General features: G+C 33.5%; 20 protein-coding genes and 1 pseudogene. 16 read left to right on the top strand and 5 right to left on the bottom strand.

Annotation, left to right across the window (positions count from 1 at the left end):
• Positions 1–403: 403 nt before the first annotated feature.
• A complete protein-coding gene (locus AC1Q5Z_RS07600) occupies positions 404–682 on the top strand; it encodes a hypothetical protein (protein ID WP_492444204.1) in 279 nt (92 codons plus the stop codon).
• Between the two features lie 33 nt (positions 683–715).
• Here AC1Q5Z_RS07600 and AC1Q5Z_RS07595 read toward each other — a convergent pair whose 3' ends face one another.
• Positions 716–1,306: a riboflavin synthase gene (locus AC1Q5Z_RS07595; protein ID WP_278020243.1), complete on the bottom strand. Its 591-nt coding sequence runs from the start codon at positions 1,304–1,306 to the stop codon at positions 716–718.
• Positions 1,307–1,363: 57 nt separating this feature from the next.
• Between AC1Q5Z_RS07595 and pdxA the strand changes: the two genes are divergently transcribed.
• The 12 genes from pdxA (at position 1,364) to AC1Q5Z_RS07535 (ending at position 9,848) form a co-directional block, all read left to right on the top strand.
• Positions 1,364–2,413 (top strand): 4-hydroxythreonine-4-phosphate dehydrogenase PdxA, encoded by a 1,050-nt coding sequence (gene pdxA, locus AC1Q5Z_RS07590; RefSeq protein WP_286965239.1) that lies wholly within the window; start codon positions 1,364–1,366, stop codon positions 2,411–2,413.
• Between the two features lie 105 nt (positions 2,414–2,518).
• A complete protein-coding gene (locus tag AC1Q5Z_RS07585) occupies positions 2,519–3,061 on the top strand; it encodes a YceD family protein (protein WP_492444201.1) in 543 nt (180 codons plus the stop codon).
• Between the two features lie 9 nt (positions 3,062–3,070).
• Positions 3,071–3,265 (top strand): 50S ribosomal protein L32, encoded by a 195-nt coding sequence (gene rpmF, locus AC1Q5Z_RS07580; protein WP_008465217.1) that lies wholly within the window; start codon positions 3,071–3,073, stop codon positions 3,263–3,265.
• A 175-nt stretch (positions 3,266–3,440) separates the two neighbouring features.
• On the top strand, positions 3,441–4,439 hold the full coding sequence (locus AC1Q5Z_RS07575) for a beta-ketoacyl-ACP synthase III (RefSeq protein ID WP_492444199.1): 999 nt from the start codon (positions 3,441–3,443) through the stop codon (positions 4,437–4,439).
• 23 nt (positions 4,440–4,462) lie between these two features.
• Positions 4,463–4,948: an acetyl-CoA carboxylase biotin carboxyl carrier protein gene (accB, locus tag AC1Q5Z_RS07570; protein ID WP_095928350.1), complete on the top strand. Its 486-nt coding sequence runs from the start codon at positions 4,463–4,465 to the stop codon at positions 4,946–4,948.
• Between the two features lie 85 nt (positions 4,949–5,033).
• The gene (gene accC, locus AC1Q5Z_RS07565; protein WP_198855386.1) at positions 5,034–6,380 is read left to right on the top strand and encodes an acetyl-CoA carboxylase biotin carboxylase subunit; all 1,347 of its coding nucleotides are present in this window, start codon (positions 5,034–5,036) and stop codon (positions 6,378–6,380) included.
• A gap of 365 nt (positions 6,381–6,745) precedes the next feature.
• Positions 6,746–7,042 (top strand): hypothetical protein, encoded by a 297-nt coding sequence (locus AC1Q5Z_RS07560; protein ID WP_492444196.1) that lies wholly within the window; start codon positions 6,746–6,748, stop codon positions 7,040–7,042.
• 74 nt (positions 7,043–7,116) lie between these two features.
• Positions 7,117–7,413, top strand: coding sequence for a hypothetical protein (locus AC1Q5Z_RS07555; RefSeq protein WP_198855387.1), 297 nt, complete (start codon positions 7,117–7,119; stop codon positions 7,411–7,413).
• Positions 7,414–7,441: 28 nt separating this feature from the next.
• A complete protein-coding gene (locus tag AC1Q5Z_RS07550; protein ID WP_198855388.1) occupies positions 7,442–7,732 on the top strand; it encodes a hypothetical protein in 291 nt (96 codons plus the stop codon).
• An 18-nt stretch (positions 7,733–7,750) separates the two neighbouring features.
• Positions 7,751–8,044 (top strand): PepSY-like domain-containing protein, encoded by a 294-nt coding sequence (locus AC1Q5Z_RS07545; protein WP_198855389.1) that lies wholly within the window; start codon positions 7,751–7,753, stop codon positions 8,042–8,044.
• A gap of 14 nt (positions 8,045–8,058) precedes the next feature.
• On the top strand, positions 8,059–8,355 hold the full coding sequence (locus tag AC1Q5Z_RS07540) for a PepSY-like domain-containing protein (RefSeq protein WP_492444194.1): 297 nt from the start codon (positions 8,059–8,061) through the stop codon (positions 8,353–8,355).
• Between the two features lie 137 nt (positions 8,356–8,492).
• Positions 8,493–9,848 (top strand): sigma-54-dependent transcriptional regulator, encoded by a 1,356-nt coding sequence (locus AC1Q5Z_RS07535; protein ID WP_492444193.1) that lies wholly within the window; start codon positions 8,493–8,495, stop codon positions 9,846–9,848.
• 38 nt (positions 9,849–9,886) lie between these two features.
• On the opposite strand, the gene AC1Q5Z_RS07530 is transcribed toward AC1Q5Z_RS07535, so the two are convergent.
• On the bottom strand, positions 9,887–12,325 hold the full coding sequence (locus AC1Q5Z_RS07530) for an ATP-binding protein (protein ID WP_343589747.1): 2,439 nt from the start codon (positions 12,323–12,325) through the stop codon (positions 9,887–9,889).
• A 174-nt stretch (positions 12,326–12,499) separates the two neighbouring features.
• Positions 12,500–14,401 carry a S9 family peptidase gene (locus tag AC1Q5Z_RS07525; protein ID WP_492444191.1) on the bottom strand — a complete coding sequence of 634 codons (1,902 nt, stop codon included), beginning with the start codon at positions 14,399–14,401 and terminating at the stop codon, positions 12,500–12,502.
• Positions 14,402–14,627: 226 nt separating this feature from the next.
• Between AC1Q5Z_RS07525 and AC1Q5Z_RS07520 the strand changes: the two genes are divergently transcribed.
• Genes AC1Q5Z_RS07520 through AC1Q5Z_RS07510 form a run of 3 tightly spaced genes read left to right on the top strand, consistent with a single transcriptional unit; the run spans position 14,628 to position 17,471 of the window.
• A complete protein-coding gene (locus tag AC1Q5Z_RS07520) occupies positions 14,628–15,743 on the top strand; it encodes an NAD(P)/FAD-dependent oxidoreductase (protein ID WP_343589743.1) in 1,116 nt (371 codons plus the stop codon).
• Positions 15,740–16,528: a monofunctional biosynthetic peptidoglycan transglycosylase gene (gene mtgA / locus AC1Q5Z_RS07515; RefSeq protein WP_198855395.1), complete on the top strand. Its 789-nt coding sequence runs from the start codon at positions 15,740–15,742 to the stop codon at positions 16,526–16,528. The genes AC1Q5Z_RS07520 and mtgA overlap by 4 nt, the downstream gene beginning before the upstream one ends.
• Positions 16,506–17,471: a lipid A deacylase LpxR family protein gene (locus AC1Q5Z_RS07510; protein ID WP_492444189.1), complete on the top strand. Its 966-nt coding sequence runs from the start codon at positions 16,506–16,508 to the stop codon at positions 17,469–17,471. Before mtgA ends, AC1Q5Z_RS07510 begins: the two co-directional genes overlap by 23 nt.
• 170 nt (positions 17,472–17,641) lie before the next feature.
• On the opposite strand, the gene tnpA is transcribed toward AC1Q5Z_RS07510, so the two are convergent.
• Positions 17,642–18,094, bottom strand: coding sequence for an IS200/IS605 family transposase (gene tnpA, locus AC1Q5Z_RS07505; RefSeq protein ID WP_343589738.1), 453 nt, complete (start codon positions 18,092–18,094; stop codon positions 17,642–17,644).
• Between the two features lie 209 nt (positions 18,095–18,303).
• Positions 18,304–18,417 (bottom strand): annotated as a pseudogene (locus tag AC1Q5Z_RS07500) (transcriptional regulator); the annotation flags it as partial.
• Between the last annotated feature and the right edge of the window lie 16 nt (positions 18,418–18,433).

The following is an 18,433-nucleotide window of genomic DNA, read 5'->3' as shown; positions in this document are numbered from 1 at the left end:
GGTCGAATTTATTTTTTACAAATATATTAATTTGAGAGTATTCTCTATTGTATCTGTGTTGAATCTAAACTTAGTTTTGATAGGTTTGTTTTACCGAATTTTTGAAAAGGCTAAAAAAATAGTTTTTTTTTAAATCAGGAAATTCTTATAAGCTTGTAAGAGTTGAGATTAGTAATAAAAAAAAGGTATTGTCCTCTGTGGCGTTTTCTGAAAAGGATTATTAGGATTTTAGTTAAAACTGTTAAAATTTGTTTTGTATTTTTGATTTTAAAAGTTGGTTTTGTGCAAAAAACTTATACTTTTGTCCAAGATTTTGGAGATAGAAAAGCATTTGTGTGAAATTTCTATCAAAGAATATTTGTCAATAATTATCTAGAATTGCAGTTTGCAATAGCTTGAATTTATGAAGAATCTAAAAGCCCCATTTTTAGTAATTGCCTTATTATTAAATGTTTTATTAGTTATGGCTGGATCTGAGCATCCTCCAAAACCGATGCTAAATAGCGCTAAAGTGAATACAACAGCAGGTGACGATGATGAAGAATGTGATGAACTTACTCAAAACTGCGATAATGGTGCTGGTATACCGATAGATCAAAACATTATATTTCTAGCAATAGGAGGTTTGGCTTTAGGTCTTACCGTGATATATAAAAATAACATAAAAAAAGCTTCAATTTAAATTGAAGCTTTTTTTATGTTGAAATGCAAAACGTTATTTGTTGATGGAATAAAGTCTAGAAATATATTTTCCTACAACATCAAATTCAAGATTTATTTTTGTTCCAACTTTGAAATCTTTAAAGTTAGTGTGCTCATAAGTATATGGGATAATTGAGACGCTAAATTCATTTTCTTTAGAATTTACAACCGTAAGACTTACTCCATTTACAGTAATCGAGCCTTTTTCGATCGTAATATTGTTTTGGTTTTTATCATATTCAAAAGTGTAATTCCAGCTTCCGTTTGCTTCTTCGATTTTAATGCAAGTTCCAGTTTGGTCTACATGGCCTTGTACAATATGTCCGTCTAGACGGTCGCCAAGCTTCATTCCTCTTTCTAAATTTACAATATCACCAGCTTTCCAATCGCCAATATTGGTTTTTAGAATGGTTTCGTCTATTGCGGTTACGGTATAAAGAGAGTCTTTAATTGCAACTACTGTAAGGCATATTCCGTTATGCGAGACGCTTTGGTCTATTTTTAATTCGTGAGTTATTGATGAGTCAACGGTTACGTGAAGATTGTTTTGGTCTTTCTGAATTTCATGAATCCTGCCAAGTGTTTCTATAATTCCTGTGAACATTGTGGTTTTATTTTACTAAATTTGCACATCAAAATTAGTAATAAATAAACTGAGCTCATGAATAAAAAAGCAGAAAATATAATTGTTGGAATTTCAGTTGGAGATTTAAACGGTATTGGAAGCGAAGTTATACTGAAAACATTCGAAGATTCTCGTATGTTGGAATTGTGTACGCCGGTTATTTTTGCAAATGCTAAAATTCTTTCTTTTGTTAGAAAAAGTTTTACATCGACAGTTCAATTTCACGGAGTTGATAAATTAGATCAAGTTATTCCAGGTAAAGTAAATGTTTTAAATCTTTGGAGAGAAGGTGTTGATATTAACTTTGGAGCAAATGATCCTAAAATAGGAGAATACGCAATTAAATCTTTTACAGCAGCTACACAAGCATTAAAAGATGGTGAAATCGATGTTTTGGTAACAGCTCCTATTAATAAATACAATATACAATCTGAAGATTTTAAATTTCCAGGTCACACAGATTATTTGAATCAGGAATTAGAAGGCGATGCGCTTATGATGATGGTTCAAGATAATTTGCGAGTAGGTTTAATTACGGATCACGTGCCATTAAATGAAGTAGCTTCGCATTTAACTGAAGAGTTAATTGCTAAAAAAATTGAAACTATAAGAAAATCTCTAGTTCAAGATTTTAGCATCGTTAAGCCGAAAATTGCAGTTTTAGGATTAAATCCGCATGCTGGTGACGGTGGTGTAATTGGAAAGGAAGACGATTTGGTTTTGAAGCCAACATTGAAAAAAATATTTGATTCAGGAACGATGGTTTTCGGTCCATTTCCAGCAGATGGTTTTTTTGGAAGTGGTCACTATGAAAAATATGACGCTATTGTAGCAATGTATCACGATCAAGGATTAATTCCGTTTAAGACATTGTCTTTTGGAAAAGGAGTGAATTATACAGCAGGTTTGAATAAAGTTAGAACCTCTCCAGACCACGGTACAGCTTATGATATCGCTGGAAAAGACATGGCAGATTACAATTCGTTTAAGGAGGCAGTGTATCTTGCGATCGATATTTTTCGCTCGCGTAATCAGTATGAGGAGATTAGCCAAAAACCTCTTAAAATAAAAGAAAAACAGTTATAAACAAAAAAAGGTGAATAAGATTATTAGATTTGTAATAATTTTATATCTTTGCACCCCAATTCAGATATCTAGTTTTAGAACTGAATTGTTCAAATTGATGTTGAAATGAGCAAAACAAAAGAATTTTTAATTCCTTTCGTAGGATTAAAACTAGGAAAACACCATTTTGAGTATCAGATAAATAACAAGTTCTTTAAGAATTTTGAGTACGATGAGTTTCAAAATTCTGATATTAAAGTCAATTTACTTTTTGATAAGAAAAGTAATATGTTAGAATTAGAATTCAAACACAAAGGAGCGGTAAACGTACCTTGTGATCTAACAGGCGAAGATTTTGATTTACCTATAAAAGGGAAAATGAAGTTAATAGTTCGCTTTGGAGATGAATTTAATGATGATAATGAAGAATTGTTGATTTTACCACATGGTGAACATGAGATAGATGTGGCGCAGTATATTTATGAAATGATCGCGCTTTCTGTACCTCAAAAAAGAATTCATCCAGGGGTTAAAGATGGAAGCCTTCAGACAGAAGCTTTGACAAAACTGAATGAGCTGAGTGTAAAAGAACAAAAGGAAGAGAGTAACAAAGAAGAAGATATTGACCCGCGTTGGGAAAAATTAAAGAAACTATTAACGGATAAATAATATAGTAAAATGGCACATCCTAAGAGAAAAACCTCGAAAACAAGAAGAGATAAGAGAAGAACACATTACAAAGCTACTGTAGCTCAAATCGCTACATGTCCTATTACAGGTGAGGCGCATTTATACCACAGAGCTTACTGGCATGAAGGTAAAATGTACTACAGAGGGCAAGTTGTTATCGATAAATCTGAAGCGGTTGCTTAATACGTTTTTGTAAATTATACTAGAACTCTCACATAGTGAGAGTTTTTTTTGTTGGTTATAATTTTCGTTTTTTAGGAAAATATAGACAAATTCGTTACGTTTTTTTTTGTAATTTTCGGGTCTTTTAAAAATTTTTCAAATTAATCATAATTTGAAAGGAAAATAATAGAATATAATGAATACAATCACAGCCGCAATTACCGCTGTTGGAGCTTATGTTCCTGACTTCGTTCTTTCGAACCAAGTGCTAGAAACAATGGTTGATACCAATGATGAGTGGATTACCGCTCGAACAGGAATTAAAGAAAGAAGAATTCTTAAAGATGCTGATAAAGGTACATCGTACCTTGCTATACAAGCAGCAAAGGATTTGATTGCTAAAGCAAATATTGATCCGCTTGAGATTGATATGATTATAATGGCAACTGCAACGCCAGATATGATGGTGGCTTCTACAGGAGTTTTTGTTGCAACAGAAATTGGAGCAACAAATGCATTTGCATATGATTTGCAGGCTGCATGTTCAAGTTTCTTGTACGGAATGTCGACGGCTGCAGCATATGTTCAGTCAGGACGTTACAAAAAAGTACTTTTAATTGGTGCTGATAAAATGTCATCAATTGTAGATTATACAGATAGAGCAACTTGTATTATTTTTGGTGATGGAGCTGGAGCAGTTCTTTTTGAACCAAATTATGAAGGCTTAGGTTTGCAAGATGAATATTTAAGAAGTGACGGTGTAGGACGCGACTTCCTTAAAATTCCTGCAGGAGGTTCTTTGATTCCACCTTCAGAAGATACTGTAAAAAACAGACAGCACAATATTATGCAAGACGGTAAAACTGTTTTCAAATATGCTGTAACTAATATGGCAGATGCCAGCGAATTGATTTTACAAAGAAACAATTTGACAAATCAAGATGTTGACTGGTTAGTACCACACCAAGCTAACAAACGTATTATTGATGCTACTGCTGGAAGATTAGAATTAGACGAATCTAAAGTTTTAGTAAACATTGAAAAATACGGAAATACTACTTCTGGAACTTTACCATTAGTATTGGCTGATTTTGAAGATAAGCTTAAAAAAGGAGATAACATTATCTTTGCTGCTTTTGGTGGTGGATTCACTTGGGGATCTATCTACTTAAAATGGGCTTACGATAAGAAATAAATTAAAACTAAAAACGAATCATTATGGATTTAAAAGAAATTCAAAACCTAATCAAATTTGTTGCAAATTCGGGCGTTGCAGAAGTGAAGTTAGAAATGGATGATGTAAAAATCACGATCAGAACAACTTTAGAAACAAATGTAACTGAGGCAACTTACGTACAGCAATTACCTGCTCAGGCAGCTTTACCTCAAGCGGCAGTTCCACAAGTTACAGCTCCAACAGTTGTAAGTGTAACTCCAGAAGCACCAGCTGCTAACGATTCTAAATATATTACTATAAAATCTCCAATCATTGGTACATTCTATAGAAAACCATCTCCAGATAAACCAGTTTTCACTGAAGTTGGAAGCACTGTATCTAAAGGTGATGTTCTTTGTGTAATTGAAGCAATGAAATTATTCAACGAAATCGAATCTGAAGTTTCTGGTAAAATTGTAAAAATTCTTGTTGACGATATGTCTCCAGTAGAATTTGATCAACCTTTATTCTTAGTAGATCCATCATAATTTTTAAAAATTCCAATAGACAAGTCACAAAATCCAATGAGTTGGAGTTTGGCGATTGGAATTTGTAATTTTTAATTTAAATAAGATGTTTAAAAAAATATTAATTGCGAATAGAGGAGAAATTGCACTACGTGTAATTCGTACATGTAAGGAAATGGGAATCAAAACTGTTGCAGTTTACTCTACAGCCGATGCAGAAAGTTTGCATGTTAAATTTGCTGACGAAGCGGTTTGTATTGGTCCTCCTCCGAGTAACTTATCGTATTTGAAAATGTCAAATATTATTGCGGCTGCAGAAATTACAAATGCAGATGCAATTCATCCAGGTTATGGATTTTTATCTGAGAATGCTAAATTCTCTAAAATCTGTCAAGAGCACGGAATTAAATTTATCGGTGCTGCTCCAGAAATGATCGACCGTATGGGAGATAAAGCTTCTGCTAAAGCTACAATGAAAGCTGCAGGAGTTCCTTGTGTACCAGGTTCAGATGGATTATTAGAATCTTATGAACATGCACAAAAAATAGCTAAAGAAATTGGTTATCCAGTTATGATGAAAGCTACTGCTGGTGGTGGTGGAAAAGGAATGCGTGCAATCTGGAAAGAAGAAGAGCTTTTAAAAGCTTGGGAAAGCGCGCGTCAAGAAGCTGCTGCAGCATTTGGAAATGATGGAATGTACATGGAGAAACTTATTGAAGAACCACGTCATATCGAGATTCAAGTTGTTGGAGATTCTTATGGAAAAGCATGTCACCTTTCTGAAAGAGACTGTTCAGTACAACGTCGTCACCAAAAACTTACTGAAGAAACACCTTCACCTTTCATGACAGACGAACTTCGTGCAAAAATGGGAGAAGCTGCTGTAAAAGCTGCCGAATTCATTAAGTATGAAGGAGCTGGAACTGTAGAGTTTTTAGTGGACAAACACAGAAACTTCTACTTCATGGAAATGAATACTCGTATTCAGGTAGAGCACCCAATCACAGAACAAGTTATTGATTATGATTTGATTCGTGAGCAAATTATGGTTGCTGCGGGAATTCCAATTTCTGGTAAAAACTATCTTCCACAATTACACGCTATTGAAGTACGTATTAATGCTGAAGATCCTTATAACGATTTTCGTCCTTCACCAGGAAAAATTACTACGCTTCATATGCCAGGAGGACACGGAGTTCGTTTAGATACTCACGTTTACTCAGGATATAGCATTCCGCCAAACTACGACTCTATGATTGCTAAGTTAATTACAACTGCACAATCTCGTGAAGAAGCTATCAGCAAAATGCGCAGAGCTTTGGATGAGTTCGTAATCGAAGGTGTGAAAACTACAATACCTTTCCACAGACAATTAATGGATGATCCAAAATATATTGCAGGAGACTATACAACTGCATTTATGGATACATTTAAAATGAATAGTCCAGAATAATCAAAAAGGCTTCCAAATTTGGAAGCCTTTTTCTTTTATGAACCTTTATTAATTACAATATTCAAATCCCAAATTCCAATATTGGAAACCTAAACTTTAAATTAGGAGCTCAAAACTTCACTGTAAACTTTGGGATTTGGAATTTTATTTATTGAAATTTTTCTAAAGGTTACACTTTAAGTGTTTACTTATTACACACTTATTTTCTCTTTTACACACCTTTCACGGTATTTCTTTTTTTGGTATATTTGATGTAAAGTCTTTAAAAACAGGATTTTATGATCTTTGGCATGGCTCTTTTCTTTTACGGCATAATAATTTCATTACTTCAAGCGTAAACAACTATTAATTTAAATATATACGTTATGAAAAATTTATTTTTATCAGCCGCAATTGTTTTAGGAGGTTTAACTTCATTCGCTTCAACTACACAAGTAACAAATACAATCGTAAAAACGATTTCTATCGAAGACGAATACACTGAAATCAAATTAGAAGAATTACCAACTGCGATTACAGAATCTTTGAAAAAAGCATATCCAGAAGCAGTAATTACTAAAGCATACAAAAACGAAAAAGCACAGTATAAACTTGACGTAACTGTTGGTGACAAAGTAGGAAACCTTTTTGCTAATGCAGACGGAACTTGGATCAAACAATAATCTAATCTAAGGTATTGTGAAAATCCAGATCAAGAATACTAAGATCAAATTAACTATATTAAAATACAACTATCATGAAAAATTTATTTTTATCAGCCGCAATCGTTTTGGGAGGTTTAACATCATTTGCTTCAACTTCGCCAATTTCAAATACAATCGTAAAAACAATCTCTATTCAAGATGATTATACAGAAATTAAATTGGAAGAAGTTCCAGCAGCAGTAACAGATGCTCTTAAAAAAGCGTATCCAGATGCTGTGCTTTCTAAAGCATTTAAAAATACAAAATCTGAATATAAGCTTGAAGTGACTGTTGGCGATAAATCAGGAAATCTTTTTGCTAATGCAGATGGAACTTGGATTAAAAAATAATTAAGTCTAACCCTTAAAAACTATTACTATGAAAAAGTTAATCTTATCGGCAGCAATTGTTTTAGGCAGTTTGTCGATGAACGCAGAGACCCCTGTTGCAACCAATCAATTGGTGCAAACAGTAAATGATCAGGATGGATACAAAGAAGTAGATGGAGTTCCAGCAGCCGTAAAAAAAGGCTTAGATGAAGCTTATCCTGGTGTAGTGCTTGAAAAAGCATGGGTTAATGATAAAAAGGAGTACAAAATTGAGATAACCGTTCGAGGTGAAAAATCGATCGTTTATACAGATGCTTCTGGTAACATTCTTAAAAAATAATTTAAACCACTAAATATTATGAAAAAGTTAATCTTATCAGCAGCGATTGTTTTAGGAAGTCTTACAGTAAATGCTGCGATTCTTCCAGCAGTTTCGATTTCTCAATCAGTACTTATTCAAAGTGAGTTTACTGAAGTATCTGCAGATGCTGTTCCAGCAGCTGTAAAGTCTACACTTGAAAAATCTTTCCCGAATACTAAGCTTGAAAAGGCTTATAAAAACGAGAAAAATGAGTACAAACTTGAGATTTCAAGTGGAGAAAAGAAGTATACTATTTTTACAGATGCTTCTGGAAATATCATTAAAAAATAATTAAAATCAGCATCATGAAAAAACTAATCTTATCTGCAATAGTGGTTTTAGCAACCATGTCAATGCATGCAAATGTATTGTCTGTTTCGCAAAACGCTAAAGCAACTGTAACAATTCAGACAGAATATACAGAAGTTACAGTAGATGCTGTGCCTGCAGCTGTAAAGACAGCGTTGCAGACCGCTTATCCAGGAGCAAAACTGGATAAAGCATTTGTTAACGACAAAAAAGAGTACAAACTTGAAATATCAGTTGGAGACCAGAAGGCTACTGTCTATTCAGATGTCAATGGTAACTGGTTGAAGATATAATTAGGTGAATTTAGATTTATGTTTTTGGTGAAAAAGAGATTGCGTGATGCAATCTCTTTTTTTTTACATATTTTACATAATTTTATGAAATAACAAGTTTAATAATACTATTTTAGCAAAAAAGTCCCTAAAAGCAAATGCCGAAGATATTACTGATAGAAGATGATATTGCGTTCTGTAAATTATTAGAGAAATTTCTAATCAAAAAAGCGTATGAAGTAACAACTACTTTTTCTGCGACAGAAGCGCGTGAAGCAGTTAAAAACGAATCGTTTGATTTGATTTTGACAGACCTTCGCTTGCCTGATTCTGATGGTATAGGACTTATGTCTGAATTTAAAAATTCGCACCCACATATTCCTGTTATTTTAATGACGGGCTACTCTGATGTAAATACTGCTGTAAAAGCCATTAAAAATGGCGCTGCAGATTATATTTCGAAACCATTTAATCCAGACGAAGTTCTTCTTGTAATTACGAATGCACTACAAACGCCAAAAACGGAAGAAGAAGAAACTCCTGTAAAAGAAAAAAAGACGATAAAAAAGCAGGTGTCAACAGGAGAAAACGAATTTGTTAAAGGAATTTCTGTCGCTTCTAAAAAACTTTTAGATCATATTCAGCTAGTAAGTCCGACCGATATGTCTGTTTTGATAATTGGCGAAAGCGGAACAGGAAAAGAAATTATTGCAAAAAGCATTCATCAGCAAAGTAGAAGAAAAGACAATAATTTTATTGCAGTCGATTGTGGAGCGATTCCCAAAGAATTAGCCGCAAGTGAATTTTTTGGACATTTAAAAGGATCTTTCACCGGAGCAATCAGCGATAAAAAAGGATATTTTGAAGCAGCAAATGGCGGAACTTTATTTTTGGACGAAATTGGAAATCTTTCCTACGAAAATCAAATACAGTTATTAAGAGCGCTTCAAGAAAGAAAAATTAAGCCTGTAGGAAGCAATAAAGAAATAAACGTCGATATACGCATTATTACGGCTACAAATGAAGATTTACGTGAGGCAGTAAAAAACGGCGATTTTAGAGAAGATTTATATCATAGAATCAATGAGTTTTCAATTCAGTCACCATCTTTAAAAGACCGCGGAGAAGATTTAATGATTTTCGCAGATTATTTCTTAGAAAAAGCCAATCAGCAATTGCATAAAGATGTAATTGGGTTTTCTCCAGAAGTAGTTTCTATTTTTCAAAATTACTCTTGGCCAGGAAATTTACGTGAATTGCAAAACTGTGTAAAACGTGCAACTCTTTTGACTCGCGGTGATTTTATAGAAAGCGATGTGCTTCCGGCAGAATTTTTCCAGATTCAGAAACAACAACCTGCGGCAAATGAAGTTTTTTCATTATCTGAAAACGAAAAAGAAACTATTATTAGTGCTTTGTCAAAAACACAAAATAATAAATCTGAAGCTGCAAAACTTCTTAAAATTACCAGAAAAACACTTTATAATAAATTGAAACAATATAATATCGAATAAAAAAAGCAGTCTTTTTAGACTGCTTTTTTTTTTTAGTATTAAATCTCTTGCTTCAATTCCGTAAAAAGAACTTTAATTCTTTCGTTTAAATCTGCATATGCCGCTTGTATATCAATTGTGTCTAAATTTTCTTTCTCTAAATTTTTTAAAAGTTCGCCAATTTTATTAGCTTGAATTTGTTTAAACATTGGAGCAATACGATGTGCGATAGACTTTATTTCATCATGATTTTTCTCTTGAACAGCAATTTTCAAATAGCCTAAATTTTCAATTGTTGTTTCTATAAAAGATTTTAAAACTTCTTTTAAAGCCGATTCGTCTTGACCTAGAAAATCTTTCAAAGTTTCTAGAGAATATTTTTGAGAAGCGTTTTTATTGTCATGGTCTGTAGATTCGATTTCAGGAATTTCTTCATGATCCAAAATATGCTGAATCGTTTCGAGCAAAATTTTTGGAGAATAAGGCTTTTTTATAACCGTAGTAAAACCAGCATTTTTATAAACTGAAAGATCCAAATCGGTACGTCCTGTAAGTGCAATGACAGGCTGATTTTTGAAAACTGTATCAGGAAGTTCTCTAAGTTTTTCTAAAAACATAAAACCATCTATTTCCGGCATTTGAATATCGGTTATAACAAAATCAAAAGGCGTAGTCTTAATTATTTCTAAAGCTTTGGCAGGATTAGTAAACGAAAAAACATGATGCTGTTCTTGTCTTAAAACACCGCTTGTTAGATTTAAAAGATTAATATCATCATCAACGACAATAAAAGTCTGTTTTTTGGTGTTTCTTGGCATCTTAGGTTTAAGTTCGACAGTAGGATTATTTTGGCTATTATCAAATAATAAAGGCAACTGAATAATAAAGGTGCTTCCTTTTCCAAAAATGCTGTCTAAACTTAAATTACCGCCTAAAATAGAAATAATCTTCTGGCAAATTGATAGGCCTAAACCAGTTCCGCCGTATTTCTTTTCAATGCCTTCATTTGCCTGCGCAAATTCTTCGAAAACCAATTTCTGATTGGCTTTTTCAATTCCGATTCCCGTGTCTTGAATCGAAATCGTGAAAAACTGGTCGTCATTCGCATAAGCGGCAATTCTAATATAACCTTCTTCGGTAAATTTATATGCGTTTCCGATAATGTTGGTTAAGATTTGTTTTAAACGAAATGGATCGCCAACAATACGTTTCTGAAATTGCTCGTCTATATTGATGATAAGATCAATATCTTTTTGCTTGTAAACAGTTTGAATGTTTCTCGCAACATCTTCAATAATTTCGGGTAACGAAAATGGAACTTTTTCTATCGAAATTTTTCCTGCTTCGATTTGCGAAAAATCCAATAAATCTTGAACGAGCTGCGTAATGTATTCAGACGAATTTTTAATGTTTTTAATGAAATACGATTGTTTGGTATTGACATCTGAATTGCCTAATAGTTCAGAATAACCGACAATTGTACTCAAAGGCGTTTTCAAATCGTGACTCACGGTCGAAATTAATTGTTCGCGACTCTTTAGCAGATTCTTGGTTTTGAAGTTCGCAATTTCGAGTTGTTTTTTATATACTTGAGATTTAGAATAATCGCTGACAATTAGAATAGAGAAAAAGACGGTCAACAATAAACCAATAACTGCAGAAGCCGTTACAATCTCGTTGACTCTTTTTAATGATTTTTCTTTTAATGAATTGTTTTTGATCGAATTGATGATAATTTCTCGTTCGATAATTCGAAGTATTTTTCTAAGCTGATCCGAAATGGCAATTTCGTTCTGAAGCAGTTTATTTTCTTCAAAATTCAATGATTCTTTCTTCTTTTCGGCTTTCAGTTTTACCGAACTCAAAAGCTTTTTAGAATTAGCTAAAATAGAATCAGAAGCTTTTTTGCTTAATGTATTGGTGCTGTCATCAGGAATATTCGAATTTAAATAATCTACATATTGCTGTAAAACACTTCGCTGATAACTTCCTAGCTGATTTGGGTTTTTAGTGAAATCCTGAAGTTCGAGTTTTCTTAAGTTAAACTCCATTTTAGTGATTTCATCAATAGCGCTATTTACAGAAGTTTCGTCGTCTGCTTTGTTTTTTATTTCTCTTAATTGTTTGATGTTTTCTGTCTTTTCAGCCAAAAAATAAGTAACACTATCCAAAAGTGTTTTTTGATACTCTGTGGTAACAATTTGTTTTAATGTATCGATACGTTTGCGAAGCGAGTCGGTTTCAATCAGATAATTTTTAAAATCTTTTTCAGAGTTATTTTGAATTGTCTGTCTGGCTAAACTTTCTGTTTTGTAAACATTAGAATAAAGTCTGCTGACTCTAAGAATTTTGGTTTTTTCTAAAGCAATCTTATCTTCGAGTTTGTTGTAAACGACATTTTCAGAATAAAGAAACCATCCAACTGTAACAACCAAAGCCAATAATGCAACATAGCTAAACAAAACTTTGATTGCGGTGTAACTTTTTTTGGTCTCCATATTTTGCTGAAAGATTTGAGGGAATTCGGGATTATTAAAACATTGCAATTTATCTAAAAAAATCTGTTTTACGAAGAGTAAATCTAACCAATATGTTACATAATTGTAAGGTGCTTAAATAAAAACAGCCGCAGATTATGTAAATCTGCGGCTGTTAAAATGTTGTTTTATGAATTACAAAGTTTCATCTAACCATTTGAAAAATTCACCTTGCCAAACCTGAGCATTTTGTGGTTTTAAAACCCAGTGATTTTCGTCTGGGAAATACACAAATCTACTTTTGATTCCTCTTAATTGAGCCGCTTGAAAAGCTTCTTGTCCTTGTCCGATTGGCACACGATAATCTTTTCCTCCTTGGAAAATCAAGATTGGCTTATTCCAGTTCTGAACCAAAGTTGCAGGATTAAAAGTTGTATATGCTTTTTGCGCTACAGCATTATCTTTTTCCCAGTAAGGTCCGCCAAAATCCCAGTTGTTAAAGAAAACCTCTTCAGTAGTTCCTAACATAGAAACGGTATTGAAAACACCATCATGAGCAATAAAAGTTTTGAAACGATTTTTGTGAATTCCAGCTAAGTAAAATACAGAATATCCTCCGTAACTAGCACCAACGCATCCTAAACGGCTTTTGTCAACATAATTTTCTTTTGCAACATCATCAATTGCAGAAAGGTAATCGTCCATAACTTGTCCGCCCCAATCTTTACTAATTTGCTCATTCCACTCAACACCGTGTCCTGGCATTCCACGACGGTTTGGCGCTACAACCACATAACCTTTAGCAGCCATTAAAGAGAAATTCCAACGGAAAGAATATGATTGTGTCAATGCACTTTGAGGTCCGCCTTGGCAGAATAATAAAGTTGGATATTTTTTAGAAGCATCAAAATTTGGAGGAAGAATCACCCAAACCAGCATTTTTTTACCGTCGGTTGTAGTAACGTAACGTTTTTCTGTTTTGCTTAATGCCAAAGTTTTGTACGTATCTGTATTTACATTTGTGATTTGTTTCCAGCTGTTTTTCTTTAAATTAAAAGAATAAATTTCTGGAGCATGATTCATGTCGTTTCTTGTCACGATAATATCATCGCCAGCAAAACCTACTAAATCATTTACATCAAAATCTCCGTTTGTCAATTGGCGAACGTTGATTGCGATTTTAGTTAAACCAGGAAAATTAACCGAGAAAATTTGTTTTGTTCCATCAACTGGCGCAACAAAAAATACTGTTCTGCCGTCTTTGCTCCAGATGAAATTATCTACAGTTCCGTCCCAGTTTGCAGTTAAATTAGTTTTGATCCCTTTAAACTCAACAATAAGGTCGTTTTTATCAGCTTCATAACCGTCACGTTTCATTTGTAACCAAGTTAAATTTCCTGTTGGAGAAAACTGTGGCGCTGTATCGTAACCTAAATTACCTTCAGTTCTATTAGTTGTTTTTTGAGTTTCTAAATTATACTCATAAATATCTGTATTGGTAGAAATCGCATAAGCAGTTCCTGCTTTTTTCTTGCAAACGTAAAGAATGCTTTTGCTGTCTGGCGACCAGATATAATCTTCGTCACCACCAAAAGGTTTTTGTGGAGAATCGAAAGTTTCACCTTTCATGATATCGATTCCTTTTGTACCGTCTTTGTTTTCTTTATAAAAAACGTGGTTAAATTTTCCTTCATTCCAAGTATCCCAATGGCGATAATCTAAACCATCATAAATTTGAGCATCAGATTTGCCAAGACTTGGATAGAAATCTTTACCTAAAACTTTTTCTAATTTTACTTCATCATTATAAACCACAAATTTTCCGTCAGGCGAAACGTTTTTATCAGCCAGAATGTCTTTTGTGTCTTTAATTTCAACGGCAGTTCCACCATTTACAGGAATCGTGTAAATTTTAGAACTTGATTTGTTTTCTTCAACCGAAGGAGTAGAAACCTTAAAAACTATATTTTTTGCATCTTTAGAAATTCCAAGTGGAGTCACTCGACCTAATTTCCATAACAATTCTGGAGACATAACGTTCTGTCCGATAGCGTTTAAACTCATCATTATTAAGGTTGTTAATAATACTTTTTTCATAATCTATTTATTCTTTTTTTTGTGCGCTAAAAATACAACTTTTAAATCCCAAATTGTTAAATTCCAAATCCCAAATTTTGTTAAAGTTTATTACTGTCACCCTGAGCGAAGTCGAAGGGCACATAGTTGAGAGGCTTTGACTTCACTGAACCTGACAAAGATTTTAAATGAACTTTAATTACTTATATGGTTCAAAAAAATTATTATTTTTATAAAAACTCTGAAAATGGAACTAAGCTATTGGGAATTAAAAAACTGGTTCGCGAATATTGATTATACTATTGTTGGAAGCGGAATCGTGGGTTTGCATACAGCATTACGCTTACGCGAAAGATTTCCTGCTGCTAAAGTTTTGGTTCTCGAACGTGGAATGTTACCGCAAGGTGCCAGTACCAAAAATGCAGGTTTTGCTTGTTTTGGAAGTTTGTCTGAAATTATGGATGACTTAAAAACGCATTCAGAAGATGATGTTGTGCATTTGATTGAAAAACGCTGGAAAGGTCTTCAATTGCTTCGTAAAAGATTAGGTGATCAGGCAATTGATTTTAAACCTCATGGCGGATATGAATTATTTCTAAAAGAAGACGAATTTGGATTTAACGAATGCATTTCTAAAATTCCGTTTATAAATGAAATCTTAAATCCACTTTTCAAAGCAGATGTTTTTTCGAAAGAAGTAGACCGATTTGGATTTGAAAATATTCACGAGTATTTAATTTTTAATCCGTTTGAAGGACAAATCGATACCGGAAACATGATGCAGGAATTATTGAAGCAAGCTGTTTCTGCAGATATTTTAATCTTAAATCAGCAAACCGTAAAATCGTATGCCGATGCAGGAAATCATGTTGAAGTTGCGGTAAACGATTTTAGCTTTAAAACTAAAAAACTACTTTTTGCAACAAACGGTTTTGCGAGTGAATTGACCAATGGCGCTGTAAAGCCAGCGAGAGCGCAAGTGCTTATTACAGAACCAATTCACAATTTAGATATTAAAGGAACGTTTCATTTAGATCGCGGTTATTATTATTTCAGAAATATCAATGATCGAATTTTGTTAGGCGGAGGAAGAAATCTTGATTTTGAAGGAGAAACAACAACTGAATTTGGACAGACGAAAATTATTCAAAATAGATTGGAAGATTTACTGAAAAATGTAATTTTACCAAATCAGGATTTTCAGATTGCGCACCGATGGAGCGGTATCATGGGAATAGGAAATAGTAAGAATCCTGTCGTAACCCAACTTTCTGAAAATGTGTTCTGTGGAGTGCGTTTGGGCGGAATGGGAGTGGCGATAGGCAGTTTAATAGGAACAGAATTAGCAGATTTAATAGAATGAAAGTAACCAAAAAACCAGCACCAAAAACTACTGCAAACAAACCAAAACCAAAGACAGCTTCTTCAAAAAAATCGAATCGTTCTTTTGGAGAAAAAGTAAAATGGTTTTTTATTAAAGCCGCTTTGTGGTTTTTCGGAATTTCTATCGGGTCGGTTATCTTTTTTAAATATGTTCCAGTGCCATTTACACCTTTAATGCTTATTCGTGCCATCGAAAATAAAATGGCCGGTAAAGAAGTTTATTTTGATCATGATTGGGAACCGATTGAAAAAATCTCAATGAATTTGCAAAAAGCGGTTATTGCCAGCGAAGACGGAACTTTTTTAACTCACAATGGTTTCGATTTTAAAGCACTTCAAAAAGCATATAAAAGCAATGAGCGCGGACGCCGAATTCGAGGCGGAAGTACTATTTCGCAACAAACAGCCAAAAACGTTTTTTTATGGCAGGGAAAAAGTTATTTCCGTAAAGGACTTGAAGCTTATTTTACGGTTTTAATAGAAATAATTTGGGGTAAAGAGCGTATCATGGAAGTTTACTTAAATAGTATAGAAATGGGTGATGGAGTTTACGGTGCCTATGCAGCAACAGAACATTGGTACAGACGCGATGCTTCGAGTTTAACACCAATGCAGGCGGCAGGAATTGCAGCGATTTTGCCAAACCCAAGAAAATTTAAAGCGACAGGCTCATCAAGTTATATTAATAGAAGAAAAGAACGAATTGTTCGTGAAATGCGTTATGTTGGAAAAATCAATTACAATGGTAAAGAGGAAAAGAAGTAAAAAAGCGCTTTTTGCTTTTCTGATTTTGACAACGTTAACTTTTGGACAAGGAAGAACTAAAGAAATAGGTTTTATATCTGATAACGATTTGTACACATCGTCTAAATATGATATGTATTATACCAATGGTTTAGAATTTTTTTTCCGATTCTTATCTAAAAACGATAACCCTAAAATTAACAAAGAGATTACCGAATTTAGAATCGGTCAATATCTCTATAATCCGAGGTTTTTAAACAAAGAAGCCATTACAATAAAAGACCGCCCTTTTGCAGGTTATCTTTTTGCCGAAGCAGGAAAAAGTTTCTTCTATCAAAGCGAGTCGGTTTTAAAGACAGATTTTAGAGTTGGTTATCTCGGACCAAATGCGTTTGGTGAAGAATTGCAAAAAGGTTTTCATAACATGATTGGCTACAAAAAAGTGTACGGTTGGGAAAACCAAATTCATAATGCTTTAGCTTTGCAAGCACATGCTATTTATTCTAAAAAACTGTTTCCTTCTAAACATAATGATTTTGTAGATTTTCATTGGCAGTCAGAAGGTAATCTGGGAACAATTTTCTCTGGAGTTTCAACAGGATTTATGGCGAGATTTGGTTTTAAGAAACTAATTCCGCTTTACGATTCTAATATGCATAATGCTTCAGTAAGTGCAAATGAACAGCCAAATATTAAAGAGTTTTATTTCTACGCTGCGCCAAGTGTCAATTATCAGTTTTATGATGCCACTATTGAAGGAAGCATGTTTAATAATACAAGTCCGATTACTTTCGATTTAGAACCACTTCGATTTAATGCAGAAGCTGGTTTGAAATACCGACACAATAACTTCAATATGTCGTATTCTTTCCTTTATCGAGGAAGAGAATTGAAAGATCCAGGAATTGATACTAATTCTGGATATTTTTATGGGTCTATAAGGATGGGGTTTTTGCTTAAATAGTGCGTTGCACTATCGTGATGCTTATAGGCTTTCAGCCTATACTGAAAAAGCTCTGAAAGAGCGCAACCATTAGAATAGCGCAACGCGCTATGAATATGAATGGAATATGAATGGAATATGAATGGAATATGAATGAATACCAGTTAATCCAGCCCTGAAAGGGTGAAAGCCTAATCCCAAAGATAACGTTCGTCATATTCAACATTATATTTATTTAGAAAAGCCAGAAGTTCTTTTTTGAATGTCTTTTTTCTATGATGTTCCTCTTGGTTTTTAATGTACTTTATAACGATATCCAATTGAGAAGGATTAACAGAAAAAATGCCATAACCGTCCTGCCAGTAAAAATTTGCATAACGCGAATCTATTGTTTTTATCCATTTTGATGATTGTTTTTTTACTTCTTCAACCAATTTCATTTGTGTAATTTTTTTAGACAATAAGCATAGAATATGAACATGGTCATTATATCCTCCTACTTGAATGGGATTGCATTCTAATCCTTTGCAAATTCCTCCGAGGTAAGCCCATAATTTTTCTTTTATATCGTCGTCAATAAGCGGATAGCGTTTTTTTGTGCTAAATACTAGATGCACATATACTTTGTATAATGATTGTGGCATATTTTTCTATTTAGTAGTTGTGTTTGATGAATTTTTAGGTCGACGAGTTACAGCAGATAATAATGATTTGAAATGCAAATATTGAATGCATAAACAAAGAATTTATACTCCAAAAGTTTTATTTATAGCACAATAAGGCATAATAAAAATAAACAAAAGCCACCTCTGTTTTTCAGAAATGGCTTTTTCACTATAATAAATTGAAAGACTTATTTCCCCTTCATTAATTTCTCTAAATATTCAATTTTATCTTTTTCGGCTTGAATCAAGCGCTCATAAAGTTCAACTACTGTAGCAAGAGGATTAAAAGTACATTGATGATTGCTTCGTTTCTGCAAA

This window comes from Flavobacterium sp. GW823-FHT06G12, assembly GCF_058794775.1.
Note: the sequence above shows the minus strand (reverse complement) of the source record. Positions and strands in the feature narration are given on the sequence as shown.